This is a genomic window from Pseudomonas caspiana, assembly GCF_002158995.1.
In the GTDB taxonomy this organism is placed as follows: Bacteria; Pseudomonadota; Gammaproteobacteria; order Pseudomonadales; family Pseudomonadaceae; genus Aquipseudomonas; species Aquipseudomonas caspiana.
Genome location: NZ_LOHF01000005.1, coordinates 217,627 through 236,592, shown reverse-complemented (window position 1 = coordinate 236,592; position 18,966 = coordinate 217,627). Strand labels below are relative to the sequence as shown.

The window sequence follows — 18,966 nt, the reverse complement described above, 5'->3', positions numbered from 1 at the left end:
ATACAAAGCTCAATAAAACGCTTCCAAGAAACGCCCTTCAAACCTTTGAGATTCGCCCTACATAGCCATCCGTAACTTTCGTTTAGCGTCCGTTATCTCGCAGTGACATCACGTCATGCAGATGTCGTTAAACCGAAGAATCAGGATGAATGATATGAGCACACACTATCCCCTCAACGTCTCTCAAGACACTGCCCTGCAGCTATTAACAGCCAGAGCGCCGACTGCCGAAAACTTCCCGCTCTCTGTGGAGGGCTGATCCATGGCGAGGGGATATTTCATTCGCGAGGGCGACAAAACCACCTGTGGCGGTGTCGTAACAGCAGGAGATGGCCGCACCAACATGATGGGTTTCAATCATGCTCGGGAAGGCGACCCAGTCACCTGCGGTGTAGACGGCAAGGCGTACATCATCGTAGGCGGTATTGGATTCATCGACAGCAACGGCAGGTCCCCGGCAGGAACGCTGGACAGCTCCAGCACCTGTCCCTGCCGGGCGAGGCTTATCAACTCGTTAAGCCATAGCTATGAAAAACCGGACAAACCCGCAGCCCAACGGGCGACCCAGCCAGATAAAAAATCCGCAGCAAAAACACAAATGGCTGACTTAGCCTCCCCCGCCCACTCTCCCAAACCAGACATGTATGCGCGATCCTTCGCCATCACTAACAGCGAAACCGGGCAACCTCTAGTCAATCGAAAGTTCATCGCAGTGGTCAACGGCCGCGAAAAGTCTGGCATCACTGACGCCGCTGGCATGGCTCACATAAAGACGTCATCGGCAGATTCAATCGTCGCACTGCACGTTGTGTTCAATGCCCCTGCGCGAGAACTTAGCGAACTGTCGAGGAATGCCTAATGACTCCCGGAAAATTCACGACCACCGCACAGGTACAAAAGGTATTACCTGACCAATCCATCGCACCGGTGGAAATCACCGTCAACGACCGAGCGGCAACCCGCGAAGCGATTATTCGTAAAGTGCGATCACTAGGGCATGAGTTTGTTGAGCGGTCGGGGTGGAGTGCGCGCAAACCCAAGACTGAATTAGCAGATGACTGGGACTACAGCATGATTGCTCTGCACAACGCAGGTCGTAGCTACTCATGTGGTATAGGCAGCGAGCAGATGCTTGAAACCCAGCGGCTTCATCAGAATAAATTCGACGACATTGGGTATCACTTCGGGATCGACTGCTCAGGGACGATCTATGAAGGTAGGGACATCCGCTTCAAAGCGTCCAGCGTAGACAAATACAATACCGGCGTTATCGGTGTGGTGCTGCTGAATAACCTGACCGTCCCGGAAGAAGGCAGTGACTGGATTACGTTTGCGCGCAAGTCACTGAAGCTAATAGGGATCGATACAACCAATTCGGTTCCCGCACTACAAATGGATGCAACGCTAAATTTGATAATCGCGCTGAAAAGCGTTTTCTTCATAAAACATTTTGGCGGACACATGGAGTACCCAAAGCAGGAAGGTGATGGAAAAATATGCCCCGGCCGTATCGGCATGAAACTGGTGAAAAATATTCGCATTAAAACCGACTTGTTAAAACCTCCCACCTCATGAAAAAGTCAATAACAGCGGGCGGAATAATGCTGATCGCTCACCTCTACATCGGCTACTACACCGATCTAGGAATTCATGGCGGCGACGTTGTTTTTTTTATTAAAAAACACCCTACACTCCAAGTAAAATTTGAAAATATCTATACAAGATCATCCGACCCAAAATCTTGGTCTGATCTGAATATGGTGGAAGAGAAAATGATCAGAGATTACTGCAAATACCGTCTAGGTATCGAGACTTGGCTAGATAACGCAGACGAACTAGAAGCCTGTAAAGCACGGTGACCTTCTCGGGCGTTTGGGTATGAAGCCAACCCGGGCGGCACTCACCGCCCGAACTACTTAGACATGCTAAAAGCAACCATAATAAAACGTAAGGCCGCAGTGTTCTATCCTACTTTTTTGTCGACCATTACCATTATGAAAAGCATACTAATTTCTGCCACGCTGATTATCATCGCCCACTTGTACGTAGGCTACTACGTATCTCTGGATTTTGAAGACCCAAGATTAGAAATATTCATAAAAAAACACCCTACACTCCAGGTCAGATTTGAAAACATCTACACCAGTGAAGAGGAGCGAAAGCCATTGAACGATCTGAGTACAGCAGAATTAATTATGGTCAGAAACTATTGTAAGTTTCGTCTGGGCATTGATAAGCAATTGAGAAGCCAAGATGACCTAGATGCTTGCAAAGCTAGGTAACTCAGCCGCAGATAGAGAAAAACCTACATGGGCCGTACGTATACGGCCCATGGCGAAAGTACTTCGGCTAAAGTTACGCTATGAAAAAACCTATATTTTTAGGTATGAGCGTAGCATTTTATAAATGCAACTATCTTATCTGTAGGGTATTACAAATACGACTTGGGCATTGGCATCGAGATGAACACACAAGAAGAGATGGATAAATGTGCGAATGCCTATTACGCCACATGAAGAAAATCCGCGAGCTAAGGAGTTAACATTGACTGCTCAATAAATAACCAGTCGCTCACAGGCCTTGAGCCATCTAGCCTGCAAACGGTTCTCCCAAGGTTATCCACAGGCAGGCTAATGGATAAAGTGGATAACCTAAGGCAAGCACAATCCCTTATGTGGGAGTAGAGCTTGCTCGCGGTAAGGCTGGATGCAATTCACTCTAGATCGCGTCCAGACTTATCGCGAGTAAGCTCTGCTCCCACAAGGCCCTTCGTTAGCAAGGCCATAGCGCGGTGTCAGCTAATCGGTATCCTACAAATCCGTACGCAACACCAGGTCCACCATCAAATCATCCGCCAGGGTTTCCAACGCCTGTTGCAGATCATCCAGCGCCAACGATTCAGGCACGCCCAACACCGCATCCGCATGGAACAACAGCTCGCTGCTCATGGGGGCGGGTTTGACTTCGGTGATCAGCCTTTCGACGTTAACGCCCTGCTCTGACAGCAACCGCGTGATGTCGCGCACGATGCCGGGGCGATCGTTACCCACCAGTTCCATGCCAATGTGTTTCCAGGTACCGGGGGATTCAATGGCGGTTTCGGCGAACAACACGCGTATGCCTCGCCCGGACAACTCGATCAATGCGCTCTTCAATTCTTCATGGGCGTCAGCCACAACGCCAATGCGCAGGATGCCGGCGAACTGCCCGGCCATGTGCGACATGCGGCTTTCCAGCCAGTTACCGCCGTGGTCGGCGATGCATTTGGCGATGGCTTCGACCTGGCCTGGCTTGTCGGGGGCAAACACGGTGATTACGAGATGATCCACTGCTGACTCCTTCTGGTCTTGAATCCACGCCAGCGCCAACCCGGCGGGCTGACGACAACGGAGCAAGTATAGGCAACCCTGCCCGCCACGCCGGAACAGAGCTTGGTTGCCATTTTGTGTACGATTTCCATTTTTATCTGGAACAATCGACAGCATCTTTGAGAACATCCTGATCTCGATGATGACTGACCATGAAATTTCAGGCGCGAAGTGACATATTTAGTTCCGTTTCCACGCGTCAAGCCTTCATGTAGTATCCCGCGTCGCGCACTACATAACGTTGACCTAACAACAGAGCGCTCCCTCCGAGCGCAAAAAAAGCTGAGCAGAGTGAGGCAAGTGCAATGACTGAACACGTTCAAGTCGGTGGCCTGCAGGTCGCCAAAGTCCTGTATGACTTCGTGAATAACGAAGCACTTCCCGGGACCGGTCTTGATGCTGCTGGCTTCTGGATGGGTGCAGACCAGTTGATCAACGAGCTGGCCCCAAAAAACAAGGCACTGCTCGCCAAACGTGATGACTTGCAGGCGCAGATCGACGCCTGGCACCAGTCCCATGCCGGACAGGCCCACGACGCCTCGGCTTATAAAGCTTTCCTTGAGCAAATCGGTTATCTGCTGCCAGAAGCGGCGGACTTCCAGATCACGACGCAAAACGTCGATGAAGAAATCGCTCGCATGGCTGGCCCACAGTTGGTGGTGCCGGTCATGAACGCCCGCTTCGCCCTCAACGCCTCGAACGCCCGCTGGGGCTCGCTGTATGACGCGCTCTATGGCACCGATGCCATCAGCGAAGCCGACGGCGCGGAGAAAGGCAAAGGCTACAACAAGGTTCGCGGTGACAAAGTCATCGCCTTTGCTCGCGCCTTCCTTGATGAAGCCGCGCCGCTGGCCGCTGGCTCCCATGTCGATTCCACGGGCTACAAACTGATCGACGGCAAACTGGTGATCAGCCTCAAAGGCGGTAGCAATACCGGCCTGCAGGACGATGCGCAATTGATAGGCTATCAAGGTGACGCGTCAGCACCGACCGCCGTGCTGCTCAAGCACAACGGCCTGCACTTCGAGATTCAGATCGACGCTGCCAGTCCGATTGGCCAGACCGATGCCGCGGGCGTCAAAGACGTGCTGATGGAAGCTGCACTGACCACCATCATGGACTGCGAAGATTCCATCGCCGCCGTTGATGCCGACGACAAGGTCGTGGTTTATCGCAACTGGCTTGGCCTGATGAAAGGCGATCTGGCCGAGGAAGTCTCCAAAGGCGGTCAGACCTTCACCCGCACCATGAACGGCGATCGTCACTACACCGCACCTAATGGCGGCGACGTGAAGCTGCACGGGCGTTCACTGCTGTTCATCCGCAACGTGGGTCACTTGATGACCATTGATGCGATCCTCGACAAGAATGGTCAAGAAGTACCGGAAGGCATTCTGGATGGCCTGCTGACTAGCCTTGCGGCGATCCACAGCCTCAATGGCAACACCACACGCAGCAACAGCCGCACCCGCTCGGTGTACATCGTCAAACCGAAAATGCATGGCCCGGAAGAAGCCGCGTTCACCAACGAACTGTTTGGTCGCGTCGAAGACGTTCTGCGTCTGCCACGCAACACGCTCAAAGTCGGGATCATGGACGAGGAGCGTCGTACCACGGTCAACCTCAAGGCGTGCATCAAGGCGGCCAGCGAGCGGGTGGTGTTCATCAACACGGGCTTCCTCGATCGTACCGGCGACGAAATCCACACCTCCATGGAAGCCGGTCCAGTCGTGCGCAAGGCGCAGATGAAGGCCGAGAAATGGATCAGTGCCTACGAGAACTCGAACGTCGATATCGGTTTGAGCTGCGGCCTGCAAGGTCGTGCGCAGATTGGTAAAGGCATGTGGGCCATGCCGGACCTGATGGCGGCGATGCTGGAACAGAAAATTGCTCACCCGTTGGCCGGTGCAAACACGGCATGGGTGCCTTCGCCGACGGCTGCCGCGCTGCATGCGCTGCACTATCACAAGGTCGACGTGTTCGCCCGTCAGGCTGAGTTGGCCCAGCGCACTCGCGCATCAGTGGATGACATCCTGACCATCCCGCTGGCCCCGAATACCGATTGGACTGCTGAAGAGATCCAGAACGAACTGGATAACAACTCACAGGGCATTCTCGGCTACGTGGTGCGCTGGATCGACCAAGGTGTCGGCTGCTCGAAGGTGCCGGACATCAATGACATCGGCCTGATGGAAGACCGCGCCACGCTGCGTATTTCCAGCCAGCACATTGCCAACTGGCTGCGCCACGGCGTGGTCAATGAAACTCAGGTGATGGACAGCCTCAAGCGTATGGCGCCGGTGGTTGACCGCCAGAATGCGGGGGATTCGCTGTACCGTCCGCTGGCACCGGATTTCGACAGCAACATCGCGTTCCAGGCAGCGGTTGAACTGGTGATCGAAGGGACTAAACAACCTAACGGTTACACCGAGCCGGTCTTGCACCGTCGGCGTCGGGAGTTCAAAGCGAAGAACGGGTTGTAGGTGCCCGATTAAATAAAATACAACTACCTGATGCGAAATGCTTTTCTGTAGGAGCTCACGAGCACCGCGAGGCAGCGATGGCGTCCTGTCTGATGCACCGCCTTCGCGGCCTCGCGGTGCTCGTGCGCTCCTACAGGTGTGTGGTCACTTCGCTAAAGCTCGGTGTCGAGACGGCCTCTCCTACAGGTCGCCTCACTCCATCCCCAACTCTCTCTTCACCAGCTTCACCAACTGCTTGGTGTTGATGGGCTTGAGCAGGAAGTCCAGCACGCTCAGGTGCATGGCGTCGATGGCGTCGCGTACGTTGGCGTCACCTGACACGATGATGATGGGCAATGAGGCGCGCTCGGAATCACGGACCTGGCGAATCAGGTCCAGGCCATTGCACGGCGCCATGCGCAAGTCGGTAATCAGCAGAGCGATACTCTCACGGGTGCGAATCAGCTCCATGGCGCTGTTACCGCCTGCCGCCGTCAGACAACTAATGTCGTTGAGGCTGAGTATTTCGGCCAGCAGTTCGCGAGCGTCCCGATCGTCGTCAACGATCAACACCCGTTGCTCCGAATTGGACGCCGGCGCGAGCATGACCTCATTCAGAGCTTCGCGCTCTTCATCGCTCAAAATATCGTAATCCAGCATACCCGCCTCATTCCCTTGCACTAACTGACAAAAACACCGGGCTCTACCCGGAGATATCTATGTGCTTTTGCTGACGTCCCTGCGTTGAGCTAAACGCCGTCCAAGGCATCGTATAACTGTATACAGCTGCTTTTTACACCATGAGGCGAGAAGGCAGAAATCTTTTTATTGCCGTAAGACTTACGTCCAATGGGCACTACTCCTCAAGCGGCCGACCATAGCCTTCAATAAAAACAAAGCGGTGCAGGTCATGAGTCGAGCGGATGCATTCACCCAGGCCGGGAAAACAGCGGTGTTGCAGAACATTCACGGCACCATGCAGTTCCTGCAAAAATTCCCGCCATTCGACCACATGGAAAATGCGCATCTGGCCTATCTGGTCGAACAATGCCAACTGCGTTTTTACGCCGCCGATGAAAGCATCATCAAGCCTGGCGATGGGCCAGTAGAGCATTTCTACATCGTCAAACAAGGGCGAGTGGTCGGCGAGCGCCCTCATACGGCAAAAGGCGGCACTGAAACCACCTTCGAAATCACCACCGGCGAATGCTTCCCGCTGGCCGCGTTACTAGGTGAGCGAGCCACCCGCACCGAACATTTGGCCGCCGAAGATACTTTCTGCCTGCAGTTGAACAAGCAGGCGTTCATCAAGCTGTTTGCGTTATCCACAACCTTCCGCGACTTCGCTCTACGCGGCGTCAGCAGCTTGCTGGATCAGGTCAATCAGCAGGTTCAGCAACGCGCGGTAGAAACCCTCGGCACCCAGTACTCGCTCAATACCCGACTGGGTGAATTGGCCATGCGTCATCCAGTGATGTGCGCGCCGGATACGCCGATGCGTGAAGCCGTGAAACTGATGCATGAGCAACAGGTCGGCAGCATCGTGATCATTGATCAGCATCAAGCGCCGCTGGGCATTTTCACCTTGCGTGACCTGCGTGAAGCGGTCGCCGATATCAACGTCGACTTCAGCCAACCGATCGAAAGCCGCATGATCCAGGCGCCCTTTCATCTCAGCCCTGACGCCAGCGCCTTTGACGCGGCTATTGCCATGACCAGCCGGCACATCGCGCACGTGTGCCTGGTCAGAGACGGTCGCTTGTGTGGCGTGGTGTCTGAGCGGGATCTGTTCTCTTTGCAACGCGTCGATCTGGTTCACCTGGCTCGCACCATTCGCACGGCACCGCGCATCGACAGCCTGTGCAACCTGCGCGGCGATATCGTTCAGTTGGTGGATCGCATGCTTGCCCATGGCGCATCTTCAACACAAATCACGCAGATCATCACCCTGCTCAACGACCACACGGTATGCCGCGTGATCGAGCTTACCGTGCAGGAAAGAGGCGACCCGGGCGTTCCGTTCAGTTGGCTGTGTTTCGGCAGCGAAGGCCGACGCGAGCAGACCCTGCACACCGATCAGGACAACGGCATCCTGTTCGACGCCAAAGACGCAGCTGAAGCGGAGCGCATTCGCGGTCTGCTGCTGCCGATTGCCGAGCGCATCAACCAGAACCTGGCCCTGTGCGGATTCACGTTGTGCAAAGGCAACATCATGGCCAGCAATCCGGAACTGTGCCTGTCTCGCGCTGAATGGTCCCGACGCTTTGCGGCATTCATTCGTGAGGCAACACCGGAAAACCTGCTCAACTCCAGTATTTACTTCGACCTGCGAGTGGTTTGGGGCGATGAAAGCGGCGGTGAGCAATTGCGCCAGCAGATCCTCGACCAGGTCGCTGACAACCGTCTGTTCCAGCGCATGCTGGCAGAGAATGCGTTGCGACAGCGCCCACCGGTGGGCCGCTTCAAAGACTTCGTGCTCGCCCGCAAAGGCAGCGACAAGGACACCATGGACCTCAAGACTCAGGGCCTGACACCCTTCGTCGATGGTGCGCGAGTCCTTGCGCTGGCCAACGGTATTGGCGCCAATAACACGCTGGAGCGCCTGCGTCAGCTGGTGGCCCGCGAGGTCATCGATCCGCAGGACGGTGCGGCGTATGAAGAGGCGTACCACTTCATTCAACAAACCCGCATGCAGCAACATCAACAGCAAAGCCGCCAGAACCTGCCGTGGTCCAACCGCATAGATCCGGACACGCTCAACCATCTGGACCGGCGGATTCTGCGTGAATCATTACGCCAGGCCCAACGCCTGCAAATCAGCCTGACCCTGCGTTATCAACTATGAGTCTGTTTACCGGCATGAACCTGTTTCAATGGCTGCGACCTCGCCCTCCCAAACCGACGCTGGATAAACGCGATCAGCAACGTCTCGCCAATCTCGCGCCAGCTGCGCCTCTGAGCGAAAACCCGTTGCGGCAACAACGCTGGGTAGTGGTCGATCTGGAAACCAGCGGCCTGAACATGAATCGTGATCAAGTGTTGTCCATTGGTGCGGTCGTGATCGAAGACGGCGCTATAGACCTGAGCCAGCAGTTTGAGCGGACTCTGTTGCGCCCTAACCACAAAGTCAGCCCCGCGGTACTGATTCACGGTCTGGCGCCCAGCGCAATTGCGGCGGGCAGCGAACCGGTACAGGCCCTGCTGGACTTCATGGAATTTGTGGGTGAAAGCCCGCTGCTGGCCTTTCACGCGCCGTTTGATCAGCACATGCTGAGCCGGGCCCTGAAGGAGAGCCTGGATTACCCGTTCGAACATCACTTCCTCGATGTGGCAGAAATCGCCCCGCTGCTTTTTCCACAGGCTGGTTTGCGTAAAGCCGGACTGGACGACTGGACTCAGTTCTTCGGGCTTCAGGCAGAAGAACGCCACCATGCCAGCGCCGATGCATTGGTGACGGCAGAACTGGCGTTGATCCTGTTCAGCCACGCCCGCCGCCAAGAGATCGACAGCCCCGCCCGTCTCGACCAGAGCCTGAGCAAGTGGCGTCGGCGTCAGCAGAGTCATTCGTTTTAGAACCCGAGACCGTATTCCCCCTGCAGGAGCGTGCATGCCCGCGACCGGGCCGATGGACCTTCGGCACGTAAAGCCCATCGTGGGCAAGCGCGCTCCTACGGGAAGTTGTGCACAAAGGCTGTTAACGGCTCTGTGGATAACATGTTCGCTTATGCCTGAAACCTATACATACCGTGGCCTACAGGCAGTTGATTGAAAAACGACCAGCATAACCCACGGTTTTTATTGGTTATTCTCTGTGGATAAAGAGTCCACCGAGCAATGAGATCATCCACAACTACCCACAAAGTCTGTTGGCGCTTCTGTGGACAAGTTGTTTGCTTACCGCCACAAGTCACGTATATCAAGGCTTACAAGCAAACGATCAAAAAACAACCAACCACACCAAAAAGCCCTGAATATTCTTCTGTCAACCTTGAAAATCAAGGCTTTCAGCAGTTTTCCACAGATCGTGACCCTTAGATCGAAAGTTGCCCCCAAAGTCTGTTGGCGCATCTGTGGATAAGGTGTTCGCGATCCTCTACACCCCTTTAAAAACGCGGGCTTTATAGGCATGGTTAATTATTGATCAATATAAGCTAGAACAGCGTATTTTGGATAACTAACGGTTTTAATTAACTTTACAGAGGCTGACCACGTACTTTCCCACAGCCTCTGTGGATGGATCTGTGGGTAAGATGTGCAAACAGGTGTACTGAGCTAACTACAAACCTCGGTGCTCACTACCTCAACGTAAAATCGTATCCATGTCAGTATCGGCTGAGCCTGAATCGATTAGAGTCACCAGCTCCGCGATTCGCGCCTCATTTTCGAGCTCAAACCATGGCCCATCAGCAACCACCGCGCCTTGCTTCATAACAATAATCCGATCAAATCGTGGCAAAGCGGCCAAGTCATGAGTTACGCAAATAAGTCCTCGGTTCTGAAAGTGGCAAAAGATGACATCCCATACTCGAAGCCGAGCGTCTTGGTCCAGAGAGGCCGTGGGCTCGTCGAACAAATTGAAATCTCCCGGACGATTGATCAACCGCAACAGCGACAGCCGCTTCGCTTCTCCCCCAGAAATGTTTTTAGCACCTTCAGAAATAGGTCGACTTTCGAACAACTCACGCAGCCCTAAGGTATCAGCTGCCTGAGCGAGAATTGAGGACTTCTCGTGTCCAAAAAGCACCGAATGTTCAAAAGCGCCCTCGAGGAACACCGGCTCCTGCGGGCAGTAGCGAACGCGGCTCAAATATCCCTCAATGTCGGCAGGCTGGATTTGCCCACCGTTGAAGCCGAGATGATGCCTTCGAGTCTTTACTACCCCTGCCAGTGTTTCCAACATCGTAGTTTTCCCCGCGCCGCTGGGGCCGATGATCGCGATTGATTGATCACGATGAAAATGCAGCGGCCTGTCAGTCAACAGATTCATAACCGATAGACTTAACACCGAAAGGCAATCTGAGAATGGGGTTTGCGCCACGTGCAGAAGATCCTCTAATGACAAAAACTCTTGAAGTCTCTTCTTATCGACTAAAAACTGATCAAGTGTCCTATAAGCCTCCGCTAATTGACTGAAGTTATTTAAAAAAACTCCGGCGATGGAAAATACCGCAACGAGGCTTCCTACCGTTAAATGTGGTGAGGCCGATAACTGATCCTGAACCCCCCATGCCAGCAAACCGGTCGTTGAAAGACCGATATAGAGAATCCGTACTGCCCCGAGAACAGCGCCAGTGCTGGCGACCTTAGTAGCCGCCTGCGCGTAGTCCGCGTAGCTGTTGCAAAGAGGCCCAAGAGCACGATCACAGGCGCGCTCTAACTTGATGAGTTTTCCTGCATAAAGAGTCTCATATAGCCTCGAAGAGACTAGATCTTCTTCAGCATTAACCACGAGCAAATACGGTCGCCTCCAATTCACCAGATAGCGGTAAAGCAGTATATATCCAATCGAGATGGCAAGAAGCGCCATAAAAACAGTGAGTCCTCCAGCGTAGGCGAAAACTGCCCCGACCAACGCCAACTCAATGACAAGCGGAAAACCCGAGGTGATAAAAAATGTAAGCAGTTTTTCATGAGCGGTGATCCCGCGCTCAACGGACTTTATCAATCCACCGAGCCGGAAAGAAGAAAACGCTTCAAACTCCTTTCCCAAGATAGTTTGGGTCCACTCGATAGACTTTTCTCTCAACGTTATCTGTACGAGACTCACGAGTTGATAAGTCTGGAATGGGCTAAAAATGGATTGAAAGACGATCGCCATGCACAGCACTGCGAATAGCCATAACACGCCTGAAGCATCGAGACTTCCCGGAGAGGCGAGACCATCAATAATCCCCCCCAACAACAGTGCAGGAATGACAGCAACCCCTTTCAGAAAGATCGTTATAGCTGTCGCGCTTAAGAAGAGTCCCCTCCTCGCGAGAAATGTGTCCTTCAAAAAACTGATCATCTTGCCATGCCCCTCTATGCAAAAGACCTATTGGCATGCAGCAAATGCTGGGGGACGACAGGAACACCTGCCCTAACCAAATTGAAACGCTCCAGTCCGGGGATATAAACTTGAGTGACGATGCAACCATTATCGAACTCAAGCAAGGTCCGACGTAACACCCGCAAGCCGGTAGCGGAAACCTGTTCGATGATGTATTCAAGCTGATGAGCGACCGTTTTTTTCTTGGGAGGATCGAGCCGTCGGCATGTGTACTCAGTATTTCTAAGCACTTCAAGGCCTATGAGCGGTCGTAACTTTGATGACCGCTGCATCAACGAGTAGGCTTTGAGATCATTATCCCTCTCTGACTCGTCGAACAATTCCAGCATTTGAAGAAGCTCGGTTGAAGCACGTTCAATTGCCACACGAGCATCAACAGAACATCCAGAGCCGATGAGACAGACTGGGTATCTGCCATCTGGCCTTTTCGGAATTGCCATACAGAAATAGACACCGTAAATCGTGTGAGTGATTAATATCTTCATTCCATCAACCAACGCACGAACACTGTCCTGGCCAAAAAATAATTCGTCTAGAACTCCCGCAGCTGGAGATTTCAGCAATAGCTTTTCATGCTGACCGCACAGGGACATCAGTACCTTTGAAAGCGCATGTCTCTCAACAACCTCATTCAGCCCGTGAAGTATCGCTTCATTTTCTGAGCAGCCAAATGCAAGGCCCGAGTTTGATGAATAGCGGTTGAGATAGGAAATTTCAGGGTGGGCCTCAATTCTAGCCCCCAACGCCTGACATGGGAGTTGAATCACCGCTGGCACAGTGACCTTGGCCCCACTGAGCATGTCATTCATTTCGACGCAGTCAATTTTAGAGCTGCTTTGAGGAAGGTTAGCTAACAGTCCGTCCATACTGAGCAAAGGTTGACGACGGATATCGTCTATAACAGAGGAAACCAAACCAGTAAGTGAATTGTTATCCAGAGCAAAGTGCTCCAGGCTCTCAGCCATTGCACCAACTTTGCAATGCATTCCTTTACCCGCACCTTCGGCAACTGTCACGCCAGCGCTATCTACCAACTTCGATACGGCCACTGTCTTAGAAGCATTTTTGTATTCTGTCGAGAATGAGAGGGCTAAAGATGAGGCCGCATGCAAGATTTTTTCTTCAGACAGCGATGCAGGAAAATCACGTTCAAACATTTTTTTACTCCTTGCAGGTAGCGCTTGGGGAGTTACCCTCAAGCTAGCCCGTGGGCTATCCAACATTAGTCATGCGAATAAAATAGAGTCTCGCTAGGCAGCAGCCCCCCTACGAACTCATCGCTTGTATTAAAAGGAACAATTGAAATTTCAGAACGTTTACGACCCATTTTATATACTCCATATTTTTATATTGACGGGATTGATTCCCTGAGTGCCCGCGGCATGTGCCGCGAGTGGTGTATTGGTATCATTTCGTTCATAAACGTGCCAAGTCGTTTAATATTTTGCAGGTCCGATAATCCTGTAGGAAAATTCCAACTAGTTGTAGGAATGCATAAGCAAAGCCATATGCAGCTAGATCTATTCCTGTAGGACTAAGTACTTAGAGAGATGCGGTATTTCAAAAGACGCAAATGCAGATATCTGTCATCCCGCGACTAAATTGACGGTTTGGTGCACGAGGCTAGCAAGAAGAAAATCGTGGCTATACCCACAGGCACTCTTCTGACAGGGCTTTTTGAAAGGAATTAGCGACTTCCCCACAATTGCTGTGGGTTGCTCTGTGGATAAGTTGTTTGCTGACGCTGGGACGCGCGGTGGGGTTGGGCTTGCGAGGATTTGATCAAATTATGATCAGATGGAGAAATTACCTGGGAGAGCCATCTAGTTGGCGAGGCTTTGCGTCAGGTGCAAGGTCTCGCGAACAAGTTCACTCCTACAAGGGAGGCGAAGCGTTTCAGGTTTTGCTTACCGTGTAGGGACTGCCGAAGGCTGCGAGCGGTATCGCAGCCTGCGGCGGCTCCTACAGGGGGCTAACGCATCACTCGTGATTAACCGCCACACCCTTCAGGTACGGCGCAGGCTCAGCCCCCAGGTTTTCCAGCATGCGGGCACTGTACCAGTCGATGAAGTTGACCACGCCGAACTCATAGGTCTTGGAGTACGGACCCGGCTGATAGGCGCTGGAGTTGATGCCACGCTGGTTCTCTTCGGCCAGACGGCGGTCCTGATCGTTGGTCGCGTCCCAGACTTCACGCAGGCGCGCCACGTCGTAGTCCACGCCTTCGACAGCGTCTTTGTGCACCAGCCATTTGGTGCTGACCATGGTTTCCTGAGCGCTGATTGGCCACACCGTGAACACGATGATGTGATCGCCCATGCAGTGGTTCCAGGAGTGCGGCAGGTGCAGGATGCGCATTGAGCCCAGGTCCGGGTTCGTGATCCGGCCCATGAGTTTCTTGCTGCCTTGCTTGCCGTCCATGGTCATGGACACGGTGCCTTTGAGCAGCGGCATGCGCACAATGCGGTTGCGCAAGCCAAAAGCAGCATGCGCGTAAGGAATCTTCTCAGCCTCCCAGGCCGCAGCCGATTCAGCGACGTGGTCCTTGAACGACTGCGTGGCACGCGGATCGGTGACGTCGTCCCATTCCAGCAACGTGTTGAGCAGTTCGGGGTGTGAACCGGAGCAGTGGTAGCACTCGCGGTTGTTTTCCAGCACCAGTTTCCAGTTGGCCTTTTCCATCAAGGTGGTTTGCACCGCCACCTTGGTGTTTTCCATGTCGTACGGTTCCATGTAGTGCTTGAGGGTCTGCAGGAATTCGTCGATGGCCGGCGGATTTTCCGCAAGGCTGATGAAGATATAGCCACCCGCGGTTTTGACGTTGATTGGCTTGAGGCTGAAGTTCTTCATGTCGAAGTCATCGCCCATTTCGCTGCCCGCGTACAGCAGGCGGCCATCCAGCTCGTAAGTCCACTGGTGGTAAGGGCAGACCAGCTTGGCGACCTTGCCTTTTTCCTTGGTGCACAAACGCGAACCGCGGTGGCGGCAGACGTTATGAAAGGCGTTAACCGCACCATCCGGACCGCGCACCACAACTACCGGGTTCTTGCCGATCTGCAGCGTCAGGTAGTTACCCTTGGCCGGAATCTCGGCAGTCATGCCAGCGATCAGCCACTCTTTGTGAAAGATCTCCTGCATGTCGATTTCAAACAACCGCTCATCACTGTAGAAAGGCTGCGGCAGCGAATAGGTGCGCTCGCGGTTCTGCAGCATTTCGGCAGTGGCCTTACGTGCCGGTTCCAGCGGATCGCCCAAGCTCAAAGTTGCGGTGACGTCCATCGTTTGAAGTCCTCATGACCATACGGTTTACGGTCGACGAATGTGGCTAATACGGTTCTTTGTGGCGTTTGGCACGCAAGGCGGCCGTTGTTTTGCCGCTCATGCTTTTTGATAAACATTTAGTGCCGAGTGTGGAGTCCGGCGCAGACTTGACCTTATCCATGGGCGACATGGCCGAATCCGTTTCCGACGCGCTAACGCAGGTAGTCAGGGGCTGGTCGCGATAAGTACGCCGATGTCGCTGGCAGGTAAGTGGGTGGTCTGCGCCTTACGCAGAATTCGCACCATGAGGCCGGTAGTCGGCCGTGGAGATTGAGCATGTCCCAAAGCTTCCTGAGCCCGGTAAATACCCAGACCTGGGCCAATGGCCGCCACTTGGTGCGCGTCGTCAAGGTGATCCAGGAAACCTGGGACGTGCGCACCTTCTGTTTCATGGCTGATCAGCCGATCATGTTCTTCTTCAAACCGGGCCAGTTCGTGACCCTGGAGCTTGAAATCGAGGGCGTGCCGGTAATGCGCTCGTACACCATTTCCAGTTCCCCGTCGGTGCCTTACAGCTTCTCGGTGACGATCAAACGCGTGCCCGGCGGCAAGGTTTCCAATTACCTGCACGACACGCTGCATGAAGGTCAGGAGCTGGCGGTGCACGGTCCGGTCGGGCTGTTCAATGCCATCGACTTCCCGAACCCCAAAATCCTCTACTTGAGTGGCGGCGTCGGCATCACCCCGGTGATGTCCATGGCGCGCTGGTTCTACGACACCAACGCCAACGTCGACATGGTATTCGTACACAGCGCTCGCTCACCCAAAGACATCATTTACCACCGCGAGCTGGAGCACATGGCGTCGCGGATCGATAACTTCAGTCTGCATCTGATCTGCGAGAAGCACGGACTTGGCGAACCCTGGGCCGGTTATCGCGGCTATCTGAACCAGAAGATGCTCGAGCTGATGGTGCCGGACTTCATGGAACGCGAGGTGTTCTGTTGTGGGCCGACGCCATACATGACGGCCGTCAAACGCCTGCTGGAAGCCAATGGTTTCAACATGGCGCAATACCACGAAGAGTCGTTCGGTGCGACGCCTCCCGAAGCGCGTGCCGATGCTGTGGAACAAGCCGAAATCGCCGCCGAAGCACCCGAGGTCGATGCGTCGGATCTGCATCAGGTGGAGTTCACCGACACCGGCAAGAGCATCCGCGTGGCACCGGGCGAAACTGTTCACGCGGCCGCTGCCAAGCTCGGCCTGATGATCCCCAAAGCCTGCGGCATGGGCATCTGCGGAACGTGCAAGGTGATGAAGCTCAGTGGCGAAGTGGAGATGGAGCACAACGGCGGGATCACCGAAGAGGACGAAGCCGAAGGCTACATCCTGTCGTGCTGCAGCATTCCGAAGGGGGATGTGCGGATCGAGTATTAATCGCCTGGGCGATTGATACGGGTAGGAGCGAACTTGTTCGCGAGGCGGCTCGGCAGGCGAATTTATCCATCGTCCTTACAAACACATCGCGAACAAGTTCGCTCCTACCGGAGTACGTGGTTAAGTTGGAGCGAGCAGGAGGCTACATCCTGTCGTGCTGCAGCATTCCGAAGGGGGATGTGCGAATCGAGTATTAATCGCCTGGGCGATTGATACGGGTAGGAGCGAACTTGTTCGCGAGGCGGCTCGGCAGGCGAATTTATCCATCGTCCTTACAAACACCTCGCGAACAAGTTCGCTCCTACCGGAGTACGTGATTAAGTTGGAGCGAGCAGGAGGCGCTCCAACGAACTCAAAGCTTGTTACAGACTAAACCGCGAAACCATGCTGTTCAGGTCCACAGCCAGGCGCGTCAGCTCGCCACTTGCAGCGCTGGTCTGGGCCGCACCGTCGGATGACTGAGCCGACAGGTCGCGGATGTTGACCAGGTTGCGGTCCACTTCACGGGCCACCTGGGCCTGCTCTTCGGCGGCGCTGGCGATGACCAGATTGCGCTCGTTGATTTCCACTACGGCGGTGTTGATGGTGTCCAGCGCCAGGCCTGCGCCTTTGGCGATGTTCAGCGTCGACTCAGCACGTTCTGTGCTGTTACGCATGGAGTTGACTGCCTGCTCGGTGCCGCCCTGAATGCTGCCGATCATGCGTTCGATTTCACTGGTCGACTGCTGGGTACGATGCGCCAGTGCACGTACTTCATCAGCCACCACAGCAAAACCACGACCGGCTTCACCAGCACGCGCGGCTTCAATGGCTGCGTTGAGGGCCAAGAGGTTGGTCTGATCGGCGAGACCGCGAATCACATCCAGTACCTTGCCGATATCACGGGACTCTTCAGCCAGATTGCCAATCAGGTCCGCCGTGCTTTGCACATCGCCGCTCATGCGCTCGATGGCATTGACCGTTTCCTGAACCAGATCACGACCGTCACCCGCCGATGCAGTGGCGTTTTTCGACGCTTCAGAAGTGCTCACGGCATTACGTGCGACTTCTTCAACGGCACTGGTCATCTCGTTGACAGCGGTAGCGGCTTGTTCGATTTCGTTGTTCTGTTTCGAGAGCCCACGAGCACTTTCGTCGGTTACCGCGTTCAGCTCTTCAGCGGCAGAAGCCAACTGAGTGGCGGAACCCGAAATACGGGTCAAGGTGTCTCGCAGTTTTTCCTGCATCTTCTGCATGGCGGCGAGCAAACGACCGGCTTCGTCGGTGCCGTCGACCTTGATTGGGCGAGTCAGGTTGCCTTCAGCAATTGTTTCGGCCGCTTCAAGCGCCGACGCGATTGGATGGGTGATGCTATTGGTCAGCAACCAGGCGAACAGCATGGTCAGGAACGTAGCGATAATCAGCAGACCGACAACCAGATTGAACGCTGACGAGTACTCGTCGGCGGCAGCCTTGTTGGTGACCGTCAATTGCTTAGTGTTGAGGTCGGCCAGTCTGGCCAGGACCACATTCATTTTGTCAGAGTTGGAGGCTGACTCCGCATTAAGCAGCCTGGCCATCTCGTCGACTTTGCCTGCACGGCTCAAAGCGATCACACGCGCTTCGATCTGACGGTACTCGCCCAGCAACTGCACAAACTCGTTGTAGGCTGCTTTCTCCTCCGGGGCCTCGATCAGTTTTTCATAGACCGCCTGGGCTTCGCTGATCTGCTTGTTGCGCGTGGCAAACAACTCAATGGTCTTGTCCTGGACATCCTGTTCGCGATTGGTCAACAAGCGATAGGACAGAACACGCATGCGAATGCCAGCCACCGTCAGCCCGTTCAGGCTTTGAATGCTGGGCACGCTGTTCTGTGCAACCTGGTCACCCGCGGTGCGGATCTTGCTCATTTGCGTCAACGCAAATACGCCGAGGATTAGCATCAGCGTGCCGATCAAGGCAAAGCCGAGGAACGCGCGCGGCGCAATATTCATGGATCGTAATGACATGTTTTTTTCCAGAGAAAGAGGAGGAGCATTCCTTGCGAGAAAGAGATTTGAACCGTTGCGATTGCATGCCTATCGGTCGATGAGCAGAAGTCTTGAGGTGGGTGGTCGCAAATGGGGGCGCGTCGGAAAGTCGCAGTCTTTTTAAAATGCGGCAGAAGGCCATGCAAGTCATTGAAAGGCAACGTTTACGGGGCTTTGAGCTGAAAATCTGTAAATGTTGAAGACCGCATATTTTCTCGCTCTGACCGGACTGACGAGCAGCAGGAACCAGATGGATAAATCACAGTCAACAGGGCCTGTTTATGCACTTGCCTTCAGGGAGGAAGCCCGCGCGCCGAAACGTCGTTATTTAAGCGGCTTCACTGGTATGCGCAGTGACTTTTCTTTAAGGTGTGCGCCCG

Annotated in this window: 13 protein-coding genes and 1 pseudogene; 7 read left to right on the top strand and 7 right to left on the bottom strand. The window is 54.1% G+C overall.

The annotated features are described in order from the left end of the window. Window positions 1-262 precede the first annotated feature (262 nt). Genes AUC60_RS28010 through AUC60_RS09250 form a run of 3 tightly spaced genes read left to right on the top strand, consistent with a single transcriptional unit; the run spans window position 263 to window position 1,859 of the window. Entirely contained in the window at window positions 263-859 is a 597-nt protein-coding gene (locus tag AUC60_RS28010) for a PAAR domain-containing protein (protein WP_193441855.1), read from the top strand. Further along, window positions 859-1,575, top strand: a complete 717-nt coding sequence (locus tag AUC60_RS09255) for a peptidoglycan recognition protein family protein (RefSeq protein WP_087266008.1) — start codon at window positions 859-861, stop codon at window positions 1,573-1,575. Before AUC60_RS28010 ends, AUC60_RS09255 begins: the two co-directional genes overlap by 1 nt. Before the next feature lie 26 nt (window positions 1,576-1,601). Next, window positions 1,602-1,859 (top strand): hypothetical protein, encoded by a 258-nt coding sequence (locus AUC60_RS09250; protein ID WP_238599543.1) that lies wholly within the window; start codon window positions 1,602-1,604, stop codon window positions 1,857-1,859. Window positions 1,860-2,810: 951 nt separating this feature from the next. Here the strand turns inward: AUC60_RS09250 and AUC60_RS09240 are convergent. Next, the gene (locus AUC60_RS09240; RefSeq protein WP_087266048.1) at window positions 2,811-3,329 is read right to left on the bottom strand and encodes a glycine cleavage system transcriptional repressor; all 519 of its coding nucleotides are present in this window, start codon (window positions 3,327-3,329) and stop codon (window positions 2,811-2,813) included. 344 nt (window positions 3,330-3,673) lie between these two features. On the opposite strand from AUC60_RS09240, the gene AUC60_RS09235 reads away from it, so the two are divergent. Beyond that, complete coding sequence (locus AUC60_RS09235; protein ID WP_087266004.1) at window positions 3,674-5,851, top strand: malate synthase G; 2,178 nt, start codon at window positions 3,674-3,676, stop codon at window positions 5,849-5,851. A gap of 192 nt (window positions 5,852-6,043) precedes the next feature. Here AUC60_RS09235 and AUC60_RS09230 read toward each other — a convergent pair whose 3' ends face one another. Beyond that, window positions 6,044-6,490 (bottom strand): response regulator, encoded by a 447-nt coding sequence (locus AUC60_RS09230; RefSeq protein WP_167384329.1) that lies wholly within the window; start codon window positions 6,488-6,490, stop codon window positions 6,044-6,046. A 250-nt stretch (window positions 6,491-6,740) separates the two neighbouring features. Between AUC60_RS09230 and AUC60_RS09225 the strand changes: the two genes are divergently transcribed. Both AUC60_RS09225 and AUC60_RS09220 read left to right on the top strand, forming a co-directional pair. Further along, window positions 6,741-8,675, top strand: a complete 1,935-nt coding sequence (locus tag AUC60_RS09225) for a putative nucleotidyltransferase substrate binding domain-containing protein (protein ID WP_087266002.1) — start codon at window positions 6,741-6,743, stop codon at window positions 8,673-8,675. A gap of 14 nt (window positions 8,676-8,689) precedes the next feature. Further along, window positions 8,690-9,403 carry a 3'-5' exonuclease gene (locus AUC60_RS09220; protein WP_087266044.1) on the top strand — a complete coding sequence of 238 codons (714 nt, stop codon included), beginning with the start codon at window positions 8,690-8,692 and terminating at the stop codon, window positions 9,401-9,403. Between the two features lie 727 nt (window positions 9,404-10,130). Here AUC60_RS09220 and AUC60_RS09215 read toward each other — a convergent pair. The 3 genes from AUC60_RS09215 to gbcA all read right to left on the bottom strand — a co-directional run bounded on the left by AUC60_RS09215 (window position 10,131) and on the right by gbcA (window position 15,158). After that, window positions 10,131-11,837 (bottom strand): ATP-binding cassette domain-containing protein, encoded by a 1,707-nt coding sequence (locus AUC60_RS09215; protein WP_087265999.1) that lies wholly within the window; start codon window positions 11,835-11,837, stop codon window positions 10,131-10,133. A gap of 14 nt (window positions 11,838-11,851) precedes the next feature. Beyond that, window positions 11,852-13,036 carry a YcaO-like family protein gene (locus tag AUC60_RS09210; protein ID WP_158099108.1) on the bottom strand — a complete coding sequence of 395 codons (1,185 nt, stop codon included), beginning with the start codon at window positions 13,034-13,036 and terminating at the stop codon, window positions 11,852-11,854. 823 nt (window positions 13,037-13,859) lie between these two features. Then, window positions 13,860-15,158, bottom strand: coding sequence for a glycine-betaine demethylase subunit GbcA (gbcA, locus tag AUC60_RS09205; RefSeq protein ID WP_087265995.1), 1,299 nt, complete (start codon window positions 15,156-15,158; stop codon window positions 13,860-13,862). A 318-nt stretch (window positions 15,159-15,476) separates the two neighbouring features. On the opposite strand from gbcA, the gene gbcB reads away from it, so the two are divergent. Continuing rightward, a complete protein-coding gene (gbcB, locus tag AUC60_RS09200; RefSeq protein ID WP_087265993.1) occupies window positions 15,477-16,577 on the top strand; it encodes a glycine-betaine demethylase subunit GbcB in 1,101 nt (366 codons plus the stop codon). Between the two features lie 362 nt (window positions 16,578-16,939). Here gbcB and AUC60_RS28485 read toward each other — a convergent pair whose 3' ends face one another. Further along, window positions 16,940-17,803, bottom strand: a complete 864-nt coding sequence (locus AUC60_RS28485) for a methyl-accepting chemotaxis protein (protein ID WP_420800727.1) — start codon at window positions 17,801-17,803, stop codon at window positions 16,940-16,942. Further along, a pseudogene (locus AUC60_RS28480) lies at window positions 17,795-18,550 on the bottom strand (MCP four helix bundle domain-containing protein); the annotation flags it as partial. The gene AUC60_RS28485 and the pseudogene AUC60_RS28480, both read right to left, overlap by 9 nt. Between the last annotated feature and the right edge of the window lie 416 nt (window positions 18,551-18,966).

What these genes read in the sequence shown, in the direction of transcription:
- AUC60_RS28010 (WP_193441855.1), top strand. Translation starts at nt 263, where the DNA reads ATGGCGAGGGGATATTTCATTCGCGAGGGCGACAAAACCACCTGTGGC.
- AUC60_RS09255 (WP_087266008.1), top strand. Translation starts at nt 859, where the DNA reads ATGACTCCCGGAAAATTCACGACCACCGCACAGGTACAAAAGGTATTA.
- AUC60_RS09250 (WP_238599543.1), top strand. Translation starts at nt 1,602, where the DNA reads ATGCTGATCGCTCACCTCTACATCGGCTACTACACCGATCTAGGAATT.
- AUC60_RS09235 (WP_087266004.1), top strand. Translation starts at nt 3,674, where the DNA reads ATGACTGAACACGTTCAAGTCGGTGGCCTGCAGGTCGCCAAAGTCCTG.
- AUC60_RS09230 (WP_167384329.1), bottom strand. Translation starts at nt 6,490, where the DNA reads ATGCTGGATTACGATATTTTGAGCGATGAAGAGCGCGAAGCTCTGAAT.
- AUC60_RS09225 (WP_087266002.1), top strand. Translation starts at nt 6,741, where the DNA reads ATGAGTCGAGCGGATGCATTCACCCAGGCCGGGAAAACAGCGGTGTTG.
- AUC60_RS09220 (WP_087266044.1), top strand. Translation starts at nt 8,690, where the DNA reads ATGAACCTGTTTCAATGGCTGCGACCTCGCCCTCCCAAACCGACGCTG.
- AUC60_RS09215 (WP_087265999.1), bottom strand. Translation starts at nt 11,837, where the DNA reads ATGATCAGTTTTTTGAAGGACACATTTCTCGCGAGGAGGGGACTCTTC.
- AUC60_RS09210 (WP_158099108.1), bottom strand. Translation starts at nt 13,036, where the DNA reads ATGTTTGAACGTGATTTTCCTGCATCGCTGTCTGAAGAAAAAATCTTG.
- gbcA (WP_087265995.1), bottom strand. Translation starts at nt 15,158, where the DNA reads ATGGACGTCACCGCAACTTTGAGCTTGGGCGATCCGCTGGAACCGGCA.
- gbcB (WP_087265993.1), top strand. Translation starts at nt 15,477, where the DNA reads ATGTCCCAAAGCTTCCTGAGCCCGGTAAATACCCAGACCTGGGCCAAT.
- AUC60_RS28485 (WP_420800727.1), bottom strand. Translation starts at nt 17,803, where the DNA reads ATGCAGGAAAAACTGCGAGACACCTTGACCCGTATTTCGGGTTCCGCC.